Source organism: Halobacterium sp. GSL-19 (assembly GCF_016917855.1).
Lineage (GTDB): Archaea > Halobacteriota > Halobacteria > Halobacteriales > Halobacteriaceae > Halobacterium > Halobacterium salinarum.
The window spans coordinates 947,576-966,302 of sequence record NZ_CP070377.1 but is presented as its reverse complement, the minus strand read 5'-3'; the positions used below and the strand labels follow the sequence as shown (position 1 = coordinate 966,302).

22 protein-coding genes are annotated in these 18,727 nt (G+C 70.5%); 15 read left to right on the top strand and 7 right to left on the bottom strand.

Going from position 1 to position 18,727, the window contains the following annotated elements:
• The first annotated feature begins 36 nt into the window (after window positions 1–36).
• Genes srp19 through JT689_RS06875 form a run of 3 tightly spaced genes read left to right on the top strand, consistent with a single transcriptional unit; the run spans window position 37 to window position 1,554 of the window.
• On the top strand, window positions 37–315 hold the full coding sequence (srp19, locus tag JT689_RS06885) for a signal recognition particle subunit SRP19 (protein ID WP_205251858.1): 279 nt from the start codon (window positions 37–39) through the stop codon (window positions 313–315).
• Window positions 315–542 (top strand): H/ACA ribonucleoprotein complex subunit GAR1, encoded by a 228-nt coding sequence (locus tag JT689_RS06880; RefSeq protein WP_010902991.1) that lies wholly within the window; start codon window positions 315–317, stop codon window positions 540–542. The genes srp19 and JT689_RS06880 overlap by 1 nt, the downstream gene beginning before the upstream one ends.
• A gap of 55 nt (window positions 543–597) precedes the next feature.
• Window positions 598–1,554, top strand: a complete 957-nt coding sequence (locus JT689_RS06875; protein WP_205251857.1) for a presenilin family intramembrane aspartyl protease PSH — start codon at window positions 598–600, stop codon at window positions 1,552–1,554.
• Here JT689_RS06875 and JT689_RS06870 read toward each other — a convergent pair whose 3' ends face one another.
• Together JT689_RS06870 and JT689_RS06865 are read right to left on the bottom strand one after the other, a co-directional pair.
• Entirely contained in the window at window positions 1,555–2,553 is a 999-nt protein-coding gene (locus JT689_RS06870; RefSeq protein WP_049892505.1) for an ornithine cyclodeaminase family protein, read from the bottom strand. It abuts the gene before it with no gap.
• Window positions 2,554–2,624: 71 nt separating this feature from the next.
• On the bottom strand, window positions 2,625–3,026 hold the full coding sequence (locus JT689_RS06865; protein WP_010902988.1) for a DUF3054 domain-containing protein: 402 nt from the start codon (window positions 3,024–3,026) through the stop codon (window positions 2,625–2,627).
• 89 nt (window positions 3,027–3,115) lie between these two features.
• On the opposite strand from JT689_RS06865, the gene JT689_RS06860 reads away from it, so the two are divergent.
• From JT689_RS06860 to gatE, 7 genes are all read left to right on the top strand, one after another.
• Entirely contained in the window at window positions 3,116–3,697 is a 582-nt protein-coding gene (locus JT689_RS06860) for a GNAT family N-acetyltransferase (RefSeq protein ID WP_205251856.1), read from the top strand.
• A 48-nt stretch (window positions 3,698–3,745) separates the two neighbouring features.
• A complete protein-coding gene (fen, locus tag JT689_RS06855; RefSeq protein ID WP_205251855.1) occupies window positions 3,746–4,729 on the top strand; it encodes a flap endonuclease-1 in 984 nt (327 codons plus the stop codon).
• Between the two features lie 48 nt (window positions 4,730–4,777).
• Window positions 4,778–5,026: a BolA family transcriptional regulator gene (locus tag JT689_RS06850; RefSeq protein WP_205251854.1), complete on the top strand. Its 249-nt coding sequence runs from the start codon at window positions 4,778–4,780 to the stop codon at window positions 5,024–5,026.
• A 203-nt stretch (window positions 5,027–5,229) separates the two neighbouring features.
• A complete protein-coding gene (locus JT689_RS06845) occupies window positions 5,230–6,642 on the top strand; it encodes a class II fumarate hydratase (protein ID WP_205251853.1) in 1,413 nt (470 codons plus the stop codon).
• A 44-nt stretch (window positions 6,643–6,686) separates the two neighbouring features.
• Window positions 6,687–7,166, top strand: a complete 480-nt coding sequence (locus JT689_RS06840) for a PH domain-containing protein (protein ID WP_205251852.1) — start codon at window positions 6,687–6,689, stop codon at window positions 7,164–7,166.
• The gene (locus JT689_RS06835; protein WP_205251851.1) at window positions 7,163–8,707 is read left to right on the top strand and encodes a PH domain-containing protein; all 1,545 of its coding nucleotides are present in this window, start codon (window positions 7,163–7,165) and stop codon (window positions 8,705–8,707) included. The genes JT689_RS06840 and JT689_RS06835 overlap by 4 nt, the downstream gene beginning before the upstream one ends.
• Before the next feature lie 36 nt (window positions 8,708–8,743).
• Window positions 8,744–10,612: a Glu-tRNA(Gln) amidotransferase subunit GatE gene (gene gatE / locus JT689_RS06830; RefSeq protein WP_205251850.1), complete on the top strand. Its 1,869-nt coding sequence runs from the start codon at window positions 8,744–8,746 to the stop codon at window positions 10,610–10,612.
• Window positions 10,613–10,619: 7 nt separating this feature from the next.
• Here the strand turns inward: gatE and JT689_RS06825 are convergent, their stop codons facing one another.
• The gene (locus tag JT689_RS06825) at window positions 10,620–11,105 is read right to left on the bottom strand and encodes an Lrp/AsnC family transcriptional regulator (RefSeq protein ID WP_205251849.1); all 486 of its coding nucleotides are present in this window, start codon (window positions 11,103–11,105) and stop codon (window positions 10,620–10,622) included.
• Window positions 11,106–11,247: 142 nt separating this feature from the next.
• Here JT689_RS06825 and JT689_RS06820 point away from each other — a divergent pair, with 142 nt between their 5' ends.
• On the top strand, window positions 11,248–12,189 hold the full coding sequence (locus JT689_RS06820) for a DMT family transporter (protein ID WP_205251848.1): 942 nt from the start codon (window positions 11,248–11,250) through the stop codon (window positions 12,187–12,189).
• 53 nt (window positions 12,190–12,242) lie between these two features.
• Window positions 12,243–12,704 (top strand): MaoC family dehydratase, encoded by a 462-nt coding sequence (locus JT689_RS06815; RefSeq protein ID WP_205251847.1) that lies wholly within the window; start codon window positions 12,243–12,245, stop codon window positions 12,702–12,704.
• 3 nt (window positions 12,705–12,707) lie between these two features.
• Here JT689_RS06815 and JT689_RS06810 read toward each other — a convergent pair whose 3' ends face one another.
• A complete protein-coding gene (locus JT689_RS06810; protein WP_012289315.1) occupies window positions 12,708–13,433 on the bottom strand; it encodes a TrmJ/YjtD family RNA methyltransferase in 726 nt (241 codons plus the stop codon).
• Window positions 13,426–13,995, bottom strand: a complete 570-nt coding sequence (locus JT689_RS06805) for a hypothetical protein (protein WP_205251846.1) — start codon at window positions 13,993–13,995, stop codon at window positions 13,426–13,428. Before JT689_RS06805 ends, JT689_RS06810 begins: the two co-directional genes overlap by 8 nt.
• Window positions 13,996–14,085: 90 nt before the next feature.
• On the opposite strand from JT689_RS06805, the gene JT689_RS06800 reads away from it, so the two are divergent.
• Both JT689_RS06800 and JT689_RS06795 read left to right on the top strand, forming a co-directional pair.
• Window positions 14,086–15,204: a dihydropteroate synthase gene (locus tag JT689_RS06800; RefSeq protein ID WP_205251845.1), complete on the top strand. Its 1,119-nt coding sequence runs from the start codon at window positions 14,086–14,088 to the stop codon at window positions 15,202–15,204.
• A gap of 131 nt (window positions 15,205–15,335) precedes the next feature.
• A complete protein-coding gene (locus JT689_RS06795; protein WP_205251844.1) occupies window positions 15,336–16,013 on the top strand; it encodes a 6-hydroxymethylpterin diphosphokinase MptE-like protein in 678 nt (225 codons plus the stop codon).
• 16 nt (window positions 16,014–16,029) lie between these two features.
• On the opposite strand, the gene JT689_RS06790 is transcribed toward JT689_RS06795, so the two are convergent.
• Window positions 16,030–17,046, bottom strand: a complete 1,017-nt coding sequence (locus JT689_RS06790; RefSeq protein WP_205251843.1) for a TIGR04024 family LLM class F420-dependent oxidoreductase — start codon at window positions 17,044–17,046, stop codon at window positions 16,030–16,032.
• Window positions 17,043–17,810: an SDR family NAD(P)-dependent oxidoreductase gene (locus JT689_RS06785; protein ID WP_205251842.1), complete on the bottom strand. Its 768-nt coding sequence runs from the start codon at window positions 17,808–17,810 to the stop codon at window positions 17,043–17,045. Before JT689_RS06785 ends, JT689_RS06790 begins: the two co-directional genes overlap by 4 nt.
• Between JT689_RS06785 and JT689_RS06780 the strand changes: the two genes are divergently transcribed.
• Window positions 17,809–18,714 carry an N-acyl homoserine lactonase family protein gene (locus JT689_RS06780; protein WP_205251841.1) on the top strand — a complete coding sequence of 302 codons (906 nt, stop codon included), beginning with the start codon at window positions 17,809–17,811 and terminating at the stop codon, window positions 18,712–18,714. The genes JT689_RS06785 and JT689_RS06780 overlap by 2 nt on opposite strands.
• Window positions 18,715–18,727 lie beyond the last annotated feature (13 nt).

Here is an 18,727-nt window from a genome sequence, read left to right as displayed (position 1 = left end):
GACACCGTTTCATTCCTCCGCCCGGTAGCGACGCGTATGGTTGAGAACGTCATCTGGCCCGCGTACTTCGACGCGGCGCTGTCCCGCCGCGACGGCCGCCGCGTCCCCATGGAGCTTGCCGTCGAGGAGCCGTCCGTCGACGAGATCGCGACCGCCGTCCAGCAGGTCGGCTACGACGCCGTCGTCGAGCGCGACGTGGCGTACCCACGGCGGCACTGGGACGCTGCGGGCCGCGTCCTGGTGAAGGACGCCGACGACGCGAAGAACACGCTCGTCCAGGCCGTCGCCGCGTACGTCGGCGCGCTCCGGGACTGATGGAGCGCGCCGGCAGCGTCACGCGGACCGCGGGCACCATCGCGGTCGTGCGCACCGACGCGGACGCCCACCCGCCGATCGGCGCGATGCTCGTCGACCAGCAACTGGACACCGTTGGCCGCGTCGTCGACGTGTTCGGGCCGGTTGAACGCCCGTATCTGGCGGTATCACCGGACGACGGCGTTCACCTGCCGGGGCTCGTCGGGGACACCCTCTACAAGCGGTAGGCCGCCATCCGACAGACCGAAGCTGCAAAACGGGGGGCGCGCACACACTCGGAGCATGAACGATTCGACGCGTGTTGCCGCCGTGCTCGCCGGCGTCGTCGCGCTGTTCGTCGTCGTCCAAGTGGGCGCGCTCGCGCTGGTTGAGCCCTTCCAGAGCGCGGGCCTGCAGTCCACGGAGAACCCACAGAACCCGCTCAATAGCGTCGTCTACGTGGCGTTCCTGCTGGTTGCGACCGGCGGCATTCTGCTGGTCATCAAGTACGACAAACAATGGATCCTCCGGGGGGTCGTCCTGGTGACCAGCGGCCTGGTCGCGTCGTACGTCTTCGCCGTGGCGATCCCCGCGGTCGTGGTTGCGGGCGTGAACCTCGCGGTGTGGGGCCCGGCCCTGGCGCTCGTGGGGGCGCTGTACGCGTACCCCGAGTGGTGGGTCATCGACGCCGCGGGCGCGATCATGGGGATGGGCGCGGCCGCCCTGTTCGGGATCAGCTTCGGCGTGCTCCCCGCGATCGTGCTGTTGACCGTGCTGGCGGTGTACGACGCGATCAGCGTCTACGGCACCGAGCACATGCTCACGCTGGCCTCCGGGGTCATGGAGCTGCGGCTGCCGATCGTGTTGGTCGTTCCGACGACGCTGGCGTACTCGTTCGTCGAGGACGCCGCCGAGACGGCCGACGAAGCCGAGGCGGGCGAACGCGAGGCGGCAGCGCCCGCCGACCGGCCCGCGTACTTCATCGGCCTCGGTGACGCCGTGATGCCGTCGATCATGGTGGCCAGCGCGGCGTTCTTCCTGGACACGCCGCCGGTCGTCGCCGGGATCGAGTTGGCACCGCTGACCGCGATGGCGGGCACCCTGGTGGGGCTGCTGGTTCTGATGCGGATGGTGTTCGCGGGCCGCGCCCACGCCGGCCTGCCGCTGTTGAACGGCGGCGCGATCGCGGGCTACCTCGTCGGCGCGGTCGCCGCCGGCGTTCCGATCCTCGACGCGCTCGGCGTGGCTGCCTACCTGTAGTTACTCGCCGTACAGCGCTTCGCTGGCGGGCGCGAAGTCGAGCTCCGAGCCCAGGTCCTGCTCGACGGCGCGCTCGTACAGCATGTTCGCGGCCGCCACCGTCTCGATGCCCGTGCCGCCGCTGTCGAACACGGTGATCTCGTCGGCGCTCTGGCGGCCGGGTGCCGTCCCGGCGACGACGTCACCGAGCTCGGCGTGGATGTGGTCGCTGTCCACGACGCCGGCGTCGACGGCCGCGATGAACGACCCCGCGTCCTGCGTGGTGCGCCCGCGCAGGTCCGGGACGTAGGTCGCACGCTCGATGGCAGCCGTGTCCAGTTCGCGCTTCTCGGGGTGGTATTGGCCCATCGCGGTCACGTGCGTGCCGGCGTCCAGGTTGTCGCTGTCGAACACCGGCTCGCTGGCGCTGGTGGCGGTGATGACGATGTCAGCGCCCGTGACCGCGGCCGCGCTCGATTCGACGGCCGACACCGACGCGTCGAGGTCGGCGTCGAGGTCGGCGGCGAACGACTCGCGGCTCTCGGGGGTCGGCGAGTACACGTGGATCGTGTCCAGGTCGCGGACGGTGGCCGTTGCCTGCACTTGGCCGTGGGCCTGTGCGCTGCTGCCGATGACCGCCAGCTCGCTGGCGTCCGCCCGGGCGAGTTCGTCGACGCCGACCGCGCCGGCCGCCCCGGTCTTGAGGGGGTTCATCGACGCGCCGTCGAGCAGCGCCAGCGGCGCGCCGGAGTCGGCGTCGTACAGCGGCGTCATGAACCAGGCGTCGCCGGAGCCGAACCCGGCGCTGTACGTGTACCCGCCCATGACACCGTCGTCCGGGAGGAGCGCGGAGTAATCCGTGAACATGCCCGCGGGGTCCTCGCGGAGGAGCGCGGTGCGGGGTTCGGCGGGCGCGCCCTCGCCGCGCTGTCGGTAGCCGCTGCGCACCGCGTCGACGTAGTCGGCGGGTGTGGCCAGTCCTGCGATCTCGTCAGCCGAAAGGAACATCGTCGCTGTCACGCTTGTTGATTCGTCCGAAGCCACGAAAAGGATTGAGGAGGCGGCGGGACTCCGGGCTGGCGATGCCCGGATTACGACCCCCGGAGATCAACGACGACGAGCGTGATGAACCGGGCGATCGCGAGGCCGGCCGTGACGGTGGCGAACATCACGAGGAAGAACGTCGGGTCAGCGTTCCCGGGGAACGCGGCGGTGTTGCGGATGAGCTGACCGATGAGGTCCGCCGCCAGCCAGGTGCCGGCCGCGAGCACGATGGCGCGCCGGTTGGACGCCACGGTGCTGGCGCTGTACGCGCCGACGAGGGGGGCTGCGGCCAGCCACCCGATGAGGAACGGCAACAGGACGCCGGCGTATTCCTGGGGCGTGAACGTGCCGTGGCGGAGCGTGCCGGCCAGGATCACCACCAGGATCACAACCACGTCCCCCGGGAGGAACCGTGCGACGGCGCGACCGTCGACGTCAGTGAGCGTCATATCCGCGGGTTCCACCTCGTGGGGCAAGGATGTCCCGGTTTCGAGGGGCAACCACGCAGTCTTTTGGCCTGCCGGCGTAACGGCCGAGCGTGCGCTACGCGGTCCTGGGGGATCACCACGACGGGCCGACGCTGCTGTTGGATTGGGAGGCGTTCAGTTACGCCGGCAAGTTCGTGATGTCGAACACGGGGAAGGCGGTCGCCTACGAGGGCGCGCCCCTCGCCGAGCGCGGCGACGACTGGCCGCCCGACGCGCGGGCGGCTGATGACCCCGTCGACGACGTTGTGGGTGCCGTCTCGTTCAACGAGGACCGCACGGACGCCCACGCGGCGTGGCTGCGGTACGTGACCGTGCGCGGCGACCGCCGCGGGGCGGGCATCGGTGCGCGGCTCTGCGCGTTCGCCGCCGCCCACCTGCTGGGCGACCACGAGTGCGTGCGCATCGCCGTCAACAACCCCTTCGCGTACGAGGCGCTGCACAAGGCTGGTTTTGGGTTCACCGGCGAGGAGACGGGCATCGCCGAGCTCGTGCTGGGACGCCCCTGCGAGCACCGAGCGGCCGGCTACCAGGACGGCCTCGACCGGTACCGGGAGCGCGACCTCTCGCCCGAGGAGGCGGCGTTTCTCGACCGCACACGTGGGGCGTCGCCGCCAGCACGAGTCGAGTGGTAACGCCGCCACAGCTCAACGGTTAAACCGCGGGCACCCGAACTGGGCGTGATGGGGAACGCGGACCTCCGGCAGCTCGCGGCCATCGAGGAGACTCCCTTTGCGGACCTCGAAGGGAGTGTGGTGGCCGTCGACGCCCACAACTGGCTGTACAAGTACCTCACCACGACCGTCCAGTGGACCGGCGCGGACGTCTACACCACCAGCGACGGCACCGAAGTGGCGAACCTCGTCGGCGCGGTGCAGGGCCTGCCGAAGTTCTTCGAACACGGCCTCACGCCCGTGTTCGTCTGGGACGGCGGGGTCACCGAGCTCAAAGACGACGAGATCGCCGACCGCCGCGAGCAACGCGAGCGCTACGAGGAACAGCTCGACGACGCCCGCGAGGCCGGCGACGCCGCCGAGGCGGCGCGCCTGGACGCGCGCACGCAGCGACTCACGCCCACCATCCACGAGACCACCCGGGATCTGTTCGACCTGTTGGACATCCCGCAAGTCGAAGCCCCCGCGGAGGGCGAAGCACAGGCCGCATACATGACGCGGACGGACGACGCCGTCGACTACGCGGGCAGCGACGACTACGACTGCCTGCTGCTTGGGTCGCCGGTGACGCTGCGCCAGCTCACGAGCTCCGGCCACCCCGAGCTGATGGACTTCGACGCGACGCTCGCCGAACACGACCTGACGTGGGAGCAACTCGTCGACGTCGGGATCCTCTGTGGGACGGATTTCAACCCCGGGATCGACGGGTTCGGACCGACAACGGCCCTGGACGCGATCGGCGAGCACGGCGACCTCTGGGACGTGCTGGCGGCCGAAGGCGAGCACGTCGCCCACGGCGACCGCATCCGGGAGCTGTTCTTGAACCCCGACGTGACCGACGACTACGTGGTCGACCCCGACGTGTCGCCGGCCATCGACGCGGCCCGCGCGTTCGTCACCGACGAGTGGGAGGTCGACGCCGACGCGGTCGCCCGGGGGTTCGAGCGCATCGACGCCGCGGCCGCACAGACCGGCCTCGACCGGTGGACGTGACCGGCGCTGATCCGGGAGTGTTTACCGATCGCGCGCTCACGCACAGGCATGGATCTCGCCGACATCGAAGCGCGGATCGAAGCCGGGTTCGAGGCGGACTGCAGCGCCACCGTGTCGCGGGCGCGTGGCCCCCACGACGACGACCACCTCGAAGCCGTCGTTGTCTCCCCGGCCTTCGAGGGCGTGTCGCTGGTCGACCAACACGACATGGTGTACGACGCGCTCGGCGACGCCATGACGACTGAGATCCACGCACTGGAGCTCACGACACGCCCACGCAGCGACCGCGACACATGAGCCACGCGGGCGCTCGGTAGCCGGCGGGCCGCGGGGTCGCGGCGACCGTCGCCAGCCCACTTGGCCGGGAACTGCAGGCCGCTGCGCGTGCCGTCTGGGGTGTGCATACACGCCGCCGATTCGGGTCGGTCCGTCAGGGCGTGTGTTCAACCACGGCGACTGGTTCCGATGGCTTTTACGCGCCGCCGGGAGACCGCCCACGTATGAGCGAGGATTACCGCACGGAGCAGGACAGCCTCGGCGAGATGCAGGTGCCCGCTGACGCCTACTGGGGGGCACAGACCCAGCGCGCGATCGAGAACTTCCCGATCTCGGGGATCGCGTTCGGGCGGCGGTTCGTGCGCGCGCTCGGCGTCGTCAAGAAGGCCGCCGCGCAGGCGAACCGCGACCTCGGCCTCGTTGACGACGAGCGCGCCGACGCCATCGTCGCGGCCGCCGACGAGGTCATCGCCGGCGAGCACGACGACCAGTTCCCGGTCGACGTCTTCCAGACCGGGTCCGGGACGTCCTCGAACATGAACGCCAACGAGGTCATCGCGAACCGCGCCGCGGAGCTCCTCGGCGAGGAGATCGGGGATCGGGTCGTGCACCCCAACGACCACGTGAACTACGGCCAGTCCAGCAACGACGTGATCCCGACCGCGATGCACGTGGCGAGCCTCGACGCGCTCGTCAACGACGTCAAACCCGGCCTGGAGACGCTGGCAGCGGAACTCGACGACAAAGCGGACGCGTTCGACGGCGTCGTGAAGACCGGGCGCACGCACTTGCAGGACGCCACGCCGGTGCGGTTGGGCCAGGAGTTCGGCGGCTACCGCACCCAAGTCGAGAAGGGCATCGACCGCATCGAGGCTGTTGCCCCGCGCCTCTCGGAGCTCGCGCTCGGCGGCACCGCCGTCGGCACCGGGCTGAACACCCACCCCGAGTTCCCGGAGACGGCGGCCGGCTACATCAGCGAGGAGACCGGCGTTGCGTTCCGTGAGGCGGACAACCACTTCGAGGCGCAGGCCGCCCACGACGCCATGAACGAGGCCCACGGCGCGCTGCGCACGGTCGCGGGGTCGCTGAACAAGATCGCCAACGACCTCCGGCTGCTTGCCTCCGGCCCCCGCAACGGGCTGGGGGAGATCGAGCAGCCCGAGAACCAGCCCGGCTCCTCGATCATGCCCGGGAAGATCAACCCCGTGGTGGCGGAGGCGGTCAACCAGGTCCACAAGCAGGTCGTGGGCAACGACGCCGCCATCGCCGCGGGGGCCGCGGAGGGGCAGATCGACTTGAACCTCTACAAGCCCGTGCTGGCGCACAACTTCCTGCAGTCCGCGGACATGCTCGCCAACGCGAGCGCTGCCTTCGGCGAGAAGTTCGTCGCCAAGCTCGAAGCCAACGAGGCCGCCTGCGAGGCGCAGGTCGAGCGCTCGATGGCGCTGGCGACCGCGCTCAACCCCACGATCGGCTACGACAAGGCCAGCGAGGTCGCGAAGGCCGCGCTGAAGGAGGGGAAAACCGTCACCGAGGTCGTCGTCGAGAAGGGATACCTCTCGGAGGCGGAGGCCGCTGACGTGCTCGACCCCGAGGGGATGACCCACCGGGGCATCCTCTCCGGCGACGACACGTAGCGGGCGCCGGCCACCTTCTTGTGTCGGGAGGCCTGACACGGCGTATGGAGCGACTCGACGCGCGCGTTGTCGTCGTCTGGCTGTGGCGTGTTCTGGTGTTTGCCGTGGTGCTCGCCGGAGCCGCGGGCATCGGCAGCGGCGCCCTGGACGTGGGCGTGTCGTCGGCCGCCGCAGCGGTGGCGGTGTTCGGCGTGGTGGCCCTCTTGGGGGCGACACACGCGCTGTTGCGGTACCGGATCTGGCGGTTCGACGTGCGCGAGGACACGCTGTACATCGAGCACGGCGTGCTGGTGCGGGTCCGAACCACCGTGCCGTACGTTCGCGTGCAACACGTCGATTCGCGGCGGGGGCCACTGGAGCGCGTGCTCGGGCTGGGGCGGGTCGTCGTCTACACCGCCGGCTCCCGGGGGGCTGACGTCACGATCCCGGGGCTGTCCCGCGAGCGGGCGGCCGACGCCCAGGAGACGTTGCGCGCGCTCGCGATCGAGAGCGAGCCCGAGAACGGCGAGGGTGACGCCGTATGAAGCTGCATCCGCTGTCGGTGCCGGTGCGGGCGCTGTCCCGGGCGCTGGGGTTCGGGTGGGCGTTTTTGATCGGCGGCGCGGCGCTCTCGGGCGGGAACGCCGCGCTCACCGGCGTGGCGGTGCTGGGGGTCATGGTGGCCGTGGTTGCGGTGGTCGCCTACGAGATCGCGTACTACAGGCGGTTCGACTACGAGCTCACCGAGGACAGCCTGGACATCGCGTCGGGCGTGTTCTCCCGGCGCGAGCGCGAAATCCCGCTGCGCCGCGTCCAGAACGTCGACGTGACGCGGTCGCTGGTCGCGCGGCTGCTCGGGCTGGCGGTGGTGGACGTGGAGACCGCCGGCGGCGGCAGCACGGAGGCGTCGCTGCGGTTCGTCAGCCGGGAGGCGGCTGCGGACCTGCAAGCCAACGTGCGAACGCGCCGCACCACACCGGGCGACGCGGCCGACGCCGCCACAGCAGCCACTCCGGACGCGGGTGACACCGACAGCGAGTCGCGGTCGGCGGCGGATCGCGCGCGTGAGCCGACGCCCGTCGGCGAGCGCGGGGAGTTGCTGTTCGCGCTGTCGAACCGCGACCTGCTGTTGTACGGGCTGTTGTCGTTCAACCCGCGGCTGTTCTCGGGCATCATCGCGGTCGCGACGGTCGCCGCGCCGAGCCTCGGCGGACGCGTGGCGGTGCCGGATCTCGGGGTGGTGGTGCTGGTCGCCGGAGCGGTCGCGCTCGCGCTCGGGGTGTGGCTGGTGTCGGCGGCGGTGCGCGTCGTGCAGTTCTACGGGTTCCGGTTGCGCCGGGTGGGCGGCGATCTGCGCTACGAGCGCGGGCTGTTCGAGCGCCGCGACGGCACCATCCCGCTGTCGAAGCTCCAGACGGTGTCCGTCGAGGACAGCGTGTTGATGCGGCGGTACGGGTTCGCGTCGCTGGCGGTCGAGACGGCGGGGTACGCGCCGGGGCAGTCGCCAAGCGGCGGGTCGGAGGCGGCGGTGCCGATCGCGCCGCGGGCGGCGGTGTTCGAGCTCGCCCGGGAGATCGAACCGGTCGCGGACATCGACCTCTCGCGGCCGCCCGAGCGCGCTCAGGACCGCTACGTCCGGCGGTACGCGCTCGCGGGGCTGGGCGTGGTGGCGGCGGGCGCGCTCGTGAGCCGGCTCGTCGTGTCGTTCCCGTGGTACGCGCTGGCCGTGCTGGTGCCGCTCGCGGTGCCGGCGGCCCGGCGGGCGCGCGCGACCCGGGGCGTGTACAGCGACAGCGACCACGTCGTCACGCAGGCGGGATGGTGGCGGCGCAAGACCACGGTCGTTCCGGCTCACCGCGTGCAGACGGTGCTCCGCAAGCAGACGGTGTTCCAGCGGCGCTGGGAGCTGACCAGCGTCGTCATCGACACGGCGGGGTCGCGGTCGCTCTCCGGCGGGGGCGCGGTTGCCATCGACCGTGACGGTGGTGACGCAGACGCGCTGGCCGACGACGTGGTCGACTGCACGCTGCTGTCCGTGGGCGTTCGCGGGGACGACACCGCGGCGGCCGGGTCGGCCGCGGACTGAACGGTTTTATTGCCTTCGCGGTGCCACGCATCGATAATGACCGAGTTCGACTACGACGAGCTGGGGTTGGTTGCCGGGCTGGAGATCCACCAGCAACTGGACACGGCAACCAAACTGTTCTGTGCGTGCCCGACGACCCGCCGGGAGCCCGCGGAAGCCGACCGGACGTTCACCCGGTATCTGCATCCGACGCGCTCGGAGCTGGGGGAGATCGACGAGGCCGCCCTGGAGGAGAGCCGGGTCGAACGGGAGTTCGAGTATCTCGCGTACGACACCACGTGTCTGGTCGAGGAGGACGACGAGCCACCCCACCGACTCGACGAGGACGCCCTGGCTGCGGCCCTGGAGATCGGCCACCTGTTGGGCATGGACGCCGTCGACCGGGCGCACGTGATGCGGAAAGTCGTCATCGACGGGTCGAACACCGGTGGGTTCCAGCGGTCGACGATGGTCGCCGAGGGCGGCGCGATCGACACCAGTGAGGGACCGGTCGGCATCGAGGACCTGATGCTCGAAGAGGAGTCCGCACAGCGCATCGAAGACCGCGAGGACGGCGTGCTGTACTCGCTGGATCGCCTGGGCATCCCGCTGGTCGAGATCGGGACGAAGCCCGACATTTCCTCGCCCGCCCAGGCCCGGGAGGCCGCCGAGCGCATCGGCATGCTGTTGCGGTCGACCGGGAAGGTCAAGCGCGGATTGGGGACGATCCGCCAGGACGTCAACGTCTCGATCGCTGACGGCGCGCGCGTGGAGATGAAAGGCGTGCAGAGCCTCGACGGCATCGACGACCTCGTGCGCGAGGAGGTCCGGCGGCAGGTCGAGTTGCTGGACATCGTCGACGAGTTGGACGCCCGCGACGCCGCCGTGGGCAAGCCCCGGGACGTGACCGACGTGTTCGCGGACACCGAGTCGGGCGTCATCCGGGGGGCGTTGGACGACGGTGGTGAGGTCCACGCCGTCGTGCTGCACGGCTTCGACGGGCTGGTGGGTCGCGAGCTGCAGGCCGACCGCCGGCTGGGGACGGAGTTCTCCGACCACGCCACGCGCCACGGCGCGGGCGGCATCTTCCACACCGACGAGCTGCCGGCGTACGGCGTCACCGCGGCCGAGGTGGCGGCGCTCCGGGACGCGGTCGACGCGGGCGAGGACGACGCGGTCGCCATCGTGGCCGACGACCCCGAGACCGCCGCCCAGTCGATACAGGCGGTCGCGGAGCGCGCGGAGACCGCGATGGCGGGCGTCCCGGAGGAAACCCGGGGCGCGAACGACGACGGCACCTCGAAGTACCTGCGGCCGCTGCCGGGCGCGGCGCGGATGTATCCGGAGACGGACGTGCCGCCGGTCGACCCCGACCCGTCGGCCGTCGAGACGCCGGAGCTGCTGACCGAGAAAGTCGAGCGCTACCAGGCCGACTTCGATCTGGACGCCGGGCTCGCCGAGCAGGTGGCGTACGGCCGGCGCTGGCAGCTGTTCGAGCAGCAGGTCGAGGCGGGCGTCGACGCGACGCTGGCGGCCCAAACCCTGGAGTCGACGGTCACCGAACTCCGCCGCGACGACGTGCCGGTTGGGCAGCTGACGGACGCCCACTTCCGGGGTGTGCTGGGGCTCGTCGCGGACGGCGACCTCGCACAGGAGGGGGTGCCGGAGCTGTTGGCGGCGCTGGCCGAGCAGCCCGGCAGCGACCCGGCCGCGCTCGCCGAGGAGTTAGGGCTCGGCTCCGCGGCCGAAGACGAGGTCCGGGAGGCCGTCGTCGGAGTCGTCGAGCGCAACAGCGATCAGGTCGCGGCCGAGGGCATGGGCGCGTTCTCGGCGCTGATGGGGGAGTGCATGGGCGCGCTGCGCGGGAAGGCGGACGGCGACCTCGTCAGCGAGGTGCTCCGCGAGGAGATCCAACAGCGGTCCTAGCGGCGCGTTACTCGTCGGCCAGCGCGGTGACGAGGCTGTCCAGGCTGTAGCTTTCGAGGGCGCGCTGGGCGTCCTTGTGGCGGTCGATGACGAACGTGGAGTTCGTTCTGTCCACGGGGTCGAGGGCTTCGAAATCCGAGATCAGGCGTTCGACGTCGTCGGAGCCGGGGAGCCGAGCGACGACGACGAAGTCGGTTTCACCCATCGTGAAAAACGTCTGCGTGACGCCTTCGACGGCGCTGATCTCGTCGGCGACGTCCTCGTAGCCGCCGTCGTAGCTCGTGAGCACCTCGAGAACGACAGTGACGTCGAGGCCGATCGAGTCGGGGTCGATGTCGTAGAGGTCGTTGGTGATGACGCCGTCGTCGCGGAGGTTGTTGAGCCGATAGTGGATGGTGGATACGGGGATGCCGGTTTCCTCCTGGAGGGCTTCGGGGCTGCCCGTGCCGAGGTCCGCGATAGCCTTCAGGATCGTGATGTCTCGGTCGTCCATGTGCGTGGGTTGTGCACCGCGGTGAAAAACCTGTGGCCATTCCACTCAGAGCCAATTCTCTCGCGGGAAGTGCCATGCACAACTAGTATAGATACAACTGTTAAAGAAAAGTCTAAAGTACTCCGCACAAGTTATAGTTATAATGAGTTTCAGACGCCCGACGATGGGGGAAACCCCCACCACGGTGTTGTTCCTGCTGTTGGCGGCGATCTGGGGGTCCTCGTTCGTCGCCATCAAGATCGGTATCGCGGACGTTCCGGCGCTGTCGTTCGCGGCGATCCGGTATTCGATCGCTGGCCTGATCGTGCTCGCGTACGCCGCCCACACCACGGACCGCTGGCGACCCCGTGGCCGTCGAGAGTGGGTGCTCGCCGCCACGGTTGGCCTGTTCGTCATCGGCATCTACCACGGCGCACTCTACCTCGGTGAACACGACGTCTCCGCCCCCATCGCCGCGATCGTCATCAGCCTCGCGCCGATCCTGACCGCAGGGTTCGCGAGCAAACTCCACGAGAACGTGACCATCGACGGCACGCAGGCGGCCGGCCTGCTGGCCGGCCTCGCGGGCGTCGTCATCGTCGCCAACCCCGGCAGCGCGGGCAGTGTCGACCTGGGCGGCCTCCTGTTGGTGTTCCTCGCGGCGGCGAGCTTCGCGCTCGGCGGTGTCCTCACCGGGAAGCTCCCTGGCGGGGGCGGCCTGCCGGTCGAGACCATGGAGGCCTGGGCGATGCTCATCGGGTCGCTGGCCCTCTGGGTCGGGGCCGCAGTGCGCGGCGAGAACGTCACGGCCGTTCACTGGACGCCGACCGCGCTCGCCAGCCTCGCGTACCTCACGCTGGTCTGCGGTGCCGGCGGCTTCCTGTTGTACTTCGTGTTGCTCGAGCGCGCCGGCGCAACCGAGATCAACCTCGTCTCGTACCTCGAACCGATCGGCGCGTCGGTCGTCGCGTGGGCGCTGTTCGGTGACGTGGTCTCGCCGCGCGCGCTCGCCGGGTTCGCAGTCATCTTCGCCGGGTTCGCGCTGGTCAAACACCGGTACATCGGCGCTGCCGTCCGCAACACCACCGACGACGCCGAGCTCTAACGCCGCCTGCCGGGAACACAACGACTACCGCCGCGCCGAGCGAACGGTCTGCCGTGCCCGTCTACTTTGAGGACGTGACCGTCGGCGAGTCGCAGTCGTTCGGTAGCTACGACGTGACCGAGGCCGACGTGCTGGCGTTCGCCGAGGCCTACGACCCGCAGTGGTTTCACACCGACCCCGAGCGCGCCCGCGAGGAGTCGCTGTTCGGGTCGCTTGCGGCGTCCGGCTGGCACACCGCGTCGATGACGATGCGGCTGCTCGTGGACAACCACTTCGCGGACACCGCCAGCTACGGCGCGGTCGGCGTCGACGCGCTCCGGTGGCCCAACCCCACGTTCCCCGGGGAGACGCTGTCGGTGACCGTCGAGGTATTGGAGAAGACGCCCTCCGAGAGCAAGCCCGATCGGGGCACGGTCCGCACCCGCGTGACCACCGAAAACGAGGCCGGCGAGCCCAAGCTCACGATGGAACCCATCGTGTTGTACGCGCGCCACACACCCGGCGAGGCGACGTAGCCGTCAGTCGTCCTCGGGAAGCTGGGTCTCGGCCCGGCGCAACAGCCCGTGGACGGTGTTGATTTCGCGGCCGGTCGGATGCGTGCGGCCCAGCATCCGGCGGAGCATCCGCATCGTCTTGGCCTGCTTTTCGGCGGGGTAATCGACGGCATCGAGGAACTCGCTGGCGTGCTCGTAGAACTGCTCGATTTCGGCCTCGTCGGCGCGGTGGCGCTCGACGTCCGGCAGCTGGGTTTCGCTCATCGCGAGGTCGCGGAGCTCGTACAGCGCGACCGTCGCGGACTGCCCCAGGTTCATCACGGGGTAGTCGTCGCTCGCGGGGATCGACCCCACTTCGTCGATGCGCGCGAGTTCGTCGTTCGTCAGGCCGACGCGCTCCCGGCCGAAGACGAGCGCGGTCGGTGCCTCGACGTCACGGAGGCTGTCCCCGAGCTCCGCCGGTGTGCGGAACGGGAAGCGGGTGTGGCTGGTGGCGTCCTCGTTGGTGATGGCGGTGAACCCCACCGTGTGGAACTCCGAGACCAGCGCGTCGAAGGATAGCTCGCGGGCCTCGGGGAGGATGTCCTCGCGGGCGTGGCCGGCGAACCCGTACGCCTCGGAGTCGCGGCCGAGATACGGCGGGTCGACCAGCAACAGCTCCTCGAACCCGAAGTTCTTCATCGCTCGCGCGATGGTGCCGACGTTCCCGGCGGTTTCGGCGTCCACGATGGCGACGGCGGGCTTACTCATCGCTGGTCGGGTAGTCGGCGTCGATGTCCAGGTCGTCGCTGACGCCGTCGAAGTCGGCGGCTTCGAGCAGGTCGAGTTTGGCCTGTTCGTCCTCGGGGAGGTCGACGGTCACCGGCACCGGCTCACCGGGTGCGAGCTGTGACGTATCCGGCCCCGGGTCGGGCACCGCGTCGGGGTCGGTTTCGACGTGCTCGGGGCCGCCGTACCAGTCGGGCTCGCGGTTGCCGGCGGCCACCCACTCGTGGAAGGCGTCCTGGAGCGCCGCCGTGCCCTCGTGTTCGTCGCCGCCCGCCTCCAGGAACCAGTAGTAGAACGTCGGCTCGTGGGCGTTGCACACGAGGACTTCCGCGCCCGGCTCCCCGTAGACGGCGTCCGGCGTGGCGTCGTCGTCGCCGTCGCCGAGATAGCACACGTCACAGGGCTGGTCGAGCAACAGCGGCAGGCGTTCGAGGCGCTGCCTGGTGTCGTCGTCCATCTCCGAGCGCGACCGGAACCCGTCGCCGTCGAACAGTTCATCCTCGTCGAACCGCCACCCTCGGAGGCCGATGCTCACTTTGCTCATGGCGCTGCGTTGGCGGCGCACCCACAAAAGCCGCCCGAAGCCAGCGCCGATTCCACACGACCTATGAGCGTGCCGCCATCCAGTAGGGATATGCGAACCGTCGACGCAGCCGGGCTGCCCATCGGTGACGACTACCCGCCACGGATCATGGGCGTGTTGAACGTATCGAAGGAGTCGCCGTACGACCCGAGCGTGTACGACGACCCCGAGGCGGCGGCCGCGTACGTCGACTCGGAGCTGATCGGGGAGGGCGCTGACATCGTCGATGTCGGCCTGGAGTCCGCGAACAAGGACCTCGACGTGCTGTCGGCCGACCAGGAGCGCGAGCGCCTCCAGACGGCCATCGACACCATCGAGCGCGTCGAGGGGGAGGCGGTGTTCTCCATCGAAACCCGGTACAGCGAGGTCGCCGACGAGGCGCTGGCGGCTGGCTTCGACATGGTCAACGACATCTGTGGGTTCGCGGACCCCGAGATGCCGGCGGTCTGTGAGGCCCACGACGTCGCGGTCGCGAAGATGGCGAGCCCGCCGGACCTCGAACGCCCGGGGGCCATCGAGTCCGTCGACGACATCTACGACGCGCTGTCGCTGCACGGGTTCACCGACAAGACCATCGTTGATCCGGCGTTCGGCGGGTGGAGCACCGAGAAGACGCTGGCCGACGACCGCGAGACGTTCGATCGGCTGCGGGAGTTCCGCGGGTACGGCTACCCGATGTTGGTTTCGATCAACCGCAAGAACTTCCTGCGGGAGGTCGCCGGCCGGGACACTGCGGGGGCGCTGCCGGTGTCGCTGGCGGCGACCGCGATGGCCGTCGAGCGCGGCGCACACGTGGTTCGGACCCACGACGTCGCCGAGACGCGTGACGCGGCGCTCATCGGCCACGAGTTCACGCCCGACCGCACGCACACCAGCCACATCGAGCAGTTGGACGTGACGACGCTCCCGGCGGCGATGCGCCACGCCGACCGGCTCGGCGCTGATGGGGCGGCCGACGCCGTCGCGCGCGCCTACGAGGTCACGGGGCTGTCGGCCGACGACCGGGACGCGCTGGCGGCGACTGGGGTCGCGGTCTCCGGCACGGACCCGACGCTCGTCGCCGGCACAGCGGGGGCGCTCCGTGAGGCTGGCGCGGGGCTGGCGGCCGCCACGGACGGCGACAGCGTGCTTGCAACCCTGGCGGAGATATTCCGGACGGCCGGGGAGTAACGAGAAAACTTATACCGGCGGCGAAAAAACGCCAGCATGGAAGCCGGACGCCCGCTGGGTAGGGGTACGCTGCGGGGGATCCCGGCTCGGACCACGGAATCCTCATTATTTCAGGGCTCGTAGCGGCGCGCATGGAGTACGACGACTGGCAGCCGGTGTACGACGACGTGTGTGCTGCGTTCGGCTACGAGCAGGCCGCCGACAGGCGCGCACGCGACGTGCTGGCGGCACACGCCGAGCCCTTCGACATGGCGCGCCTGGACTGCACGGGCCAGACGGTGGCGATCGCGGGCGGCGCACCGACGCTGGCAGACGAACGCGAGGTGGCCGCCGCCGCGGACCGCGTGTTCGCGGCCTCAACGGCCGTGGACGTGCTGGCCGACGCCGGCATCGAGGTCGATCTCATGGTCACGGATCTAGACAAGAACCCCGAGACGGCGCGCCGACTGACGGCGCAGGGGACGCCGGTGGCCGTGCACGCGCACGGCGACAACATCGCCGCGATCCGCGAGCACGTCCCGACCTACGACACCACTCACGTGCTGGCGACGACACAGGCCGCGCCCACGGGGCCAGTGGTGGACCACGGCGGGTTCACCGACGGCGACCGCGCGGCGTTTCTCGCTGACCACTGTGGCGCGGCCGCCCTCCGGTTCCCGGGGTGGGCGTTCGACGACCCCACGGTGACCGAGGAGAAGCGCCGGAAGCTGGCGTGGGCGGCGCGGCTCCTGCGGTGGCTGGAAACCCGCCGTGGGGAGGCGTTTGGGGTGCTCGACGGGCGACGCGCGGCGATCGACGCCGTGACGTAGCGGCCGACGCAGTGCGTTAGGGCGTGTGCGCCGGGGCGGGCGCGACGGCCGCCAGTGTGTCGTCGATCACGGCGTTGTCGGCGGCCCGCGGGAACGACACCGCGACCGCGTCGACGCCGTCGATCTCCGCGAACGCCGCCAGTCGGTCCCGCACGTCGGCCTGCGTGCCCGCCGCTGCGAACGCGTCCAAGAGGTCGTCGGTGACGAGGCCGACCGCTCGCTCGTGGTCGCCGTCCTGCCAGGCGTCGTAGACATCGGTGGCGGGAGCCTCGTAGCCCTGCCTGGCGAGGCTGTCCCGGTAGAACTCGCCCATGCCGCCGACGTAGAACGCGAGGTGTTGGCGGGTCAGGTCCCGGGCGGCGGCGGCGTCGGGCTGCGCACAGCACGGCACCACGAGCGTGGTCTGGACGGCGTCGGCGTCGCGGTCACCGAGATCCATGCCGCGCCGGAGGTCGGCCAGGCGCTCCCGGATGCCGTCCGCGGTGAACAGCAACGCGTGCCAGCCGTCGGCGAACCGGCCGGCGAGCTCGACGGCTTTCGGACCCATGCCGGTCACGTCGATGGCGGGCGCGGGGTCGGGGGCGTCCTGGCGCAGTCGGAACCCCTGGGTTTGGATCAGGTCGCCGTCGTAGTCGACCGGGTCGCCGGTGAGGACGGCGCGCACGACATCGATGTACTCGCGGGTGCGGCGCAGCGGGCGCTCGAACGACTGGCCGTGCCACCCCTGGATGACCGCGGGGCCGCTGGGCCCCATTCCGAGCCGGAACCGGCCCCCGGAGTGCTCCTGGAGCGTGGCGGCGGTCTGTCCGACGAGCGCGGGACTCCGGGAGTAGGTGTTGATGATGCTGGTGCCGATGCCGATGTCGGTGGTGCGGTCGGCGATCGCGGTCAGCGTCGTTGCGGCGTCCCGGCCCCAGGTTTCGGGGAACCACACGCGGTCGTAGCCGAGGGTTTCGGCGCGTTCGGCGATGTCGGTGATGTCCGCGAGACTGTCCTGGGCGGCGACCGGGAGGTGGACGGTGCGGCGGGTCACGGCGACGGCACCTCCTCGCCCTGCGGGACGCCGGCGGCGGTGAGCGTCTCACCGACCACGAACGACGCCGCGGGGCTGGCGAGAAACTGGATCGCGTCGGCGATCTCGGCGCTGGTGCCGATGCGCCGGGCGACCTCCCGTCGGTCGATGTCGGCCGCACTGACGCCCATCTGTGCGTCCAGTCCGGGGGTCGCGACGAACCCGGGGGCGATGCAGTTCACGCGTACACCCGCGGGTGCCCACTCGGCGGCCAGCGTCCGCGTGAGCGTGATGATGCCGGCCTTCGCGGCGGCGTAGTGGCTCATGTGTGGCGACCCCTCCTGGCCGGCGACGCTGGCGACGTTCACCACGGCCCCGCCGCCGTCGCGTTTCAGCTGTTCGGCGGCGGCCTGCGTGCAGTTGTAGGTGCCGCCGAGGTTCACGTCGATGATGCGGTCCCAGCCGTTCCGCGAGATGTCGTCGAACGGCGCGACGAAGCTCGCGCCGGCGTTGTTCACGAGCACGTCCAGGCCGCCGAACTCGTCGACGGTGGCTTCGACGAGCGCGTCGACGGCGTCGCGGTCGGTGACGTCGCACTCGACGGGGAGGGCGGTGCCGCCGTCCGTTCGGATGGCGTCGGCAACCGCGTCGACGTCCGCGTGGTCGCGCGAGCAGAGCACGACGCGTGCGCCGTCGGCCGCCAGTCGTTCGGCGGTCGCCCGGCCGATCCCGCTGGAAGCGCCGGTGACGATCGCCGTCCCGGACACCACAGGTCTGTCTGTCATGGTCGTGGCTTCCCCGCCGCCCCGGATAAATCTATGTCAACGTCTAACAACTACCGGACGGTTCCCCCGACCGAACTTTGGGACCGCCGCGTCACCACCCGGTGTGGACGTTCACTACCTCGACCGCGGCACCATCACCGCGGACAGGGCGTACATGATCGACTCCTCGACGATGGCGACCGTCGCCGACCCCGACCCCGAGCACGCGCTCGTCGAGTGTCCGGTGTACAACCTCCTCATCGACCACCCGAAGGGGACCGTGCTCTGGGACACGGGTAGCCACCCCGACGCCGGCGACGGCTACTGGCCGACACCCCTCTTCGAGGCGTTCCACCACGAGGACGCCGACGAGCACACGCTGCCGGCCGCGCTCGCTGACGCCGGCACCGCCATCAGCGACATCGACGCCGTCGTGGCGAGTCACCTCCATCTCGACCACGCCGGCGGCCTTCGGCATTTCGCGGGCACGGACACGCCGATCTACGTCCACGAGCGCGAGCTCGGCTACGCCTACCGCAGCGCGGCGACGGACACCGGGTCGATCGCGTACCACAGTCCGGACTTCGACCGTGCGCTGAACTGGCGCGTGGTCGCCGTCGACCGCGGCCGCCGCCAGCTCTACCCCGGGCTCGATCTGTTGCATCTGCCCGGCCACACGCCCGGCCTCCTGGGGCTGTACCTGGAACCCGAGGACGGCGCTGCGCCCGCGATCGTCGCGGGCGACGAGGCCTACCAGCGCGAGAACTACGAGGACGGCGTCCCGATGGCCACCAGTCTGCTGTCCTCGCTTGCCGACTGGCGGGAGAGCCGCCGTCGCGTCCGCGATCTCGCCCGGCGCACGACCGCGGACGTCTTCTGCGGGCACGACACCCGCGACGCCGCCCGACTCGCGGCCCGCTTCTGAGCGGGTCGCGCCG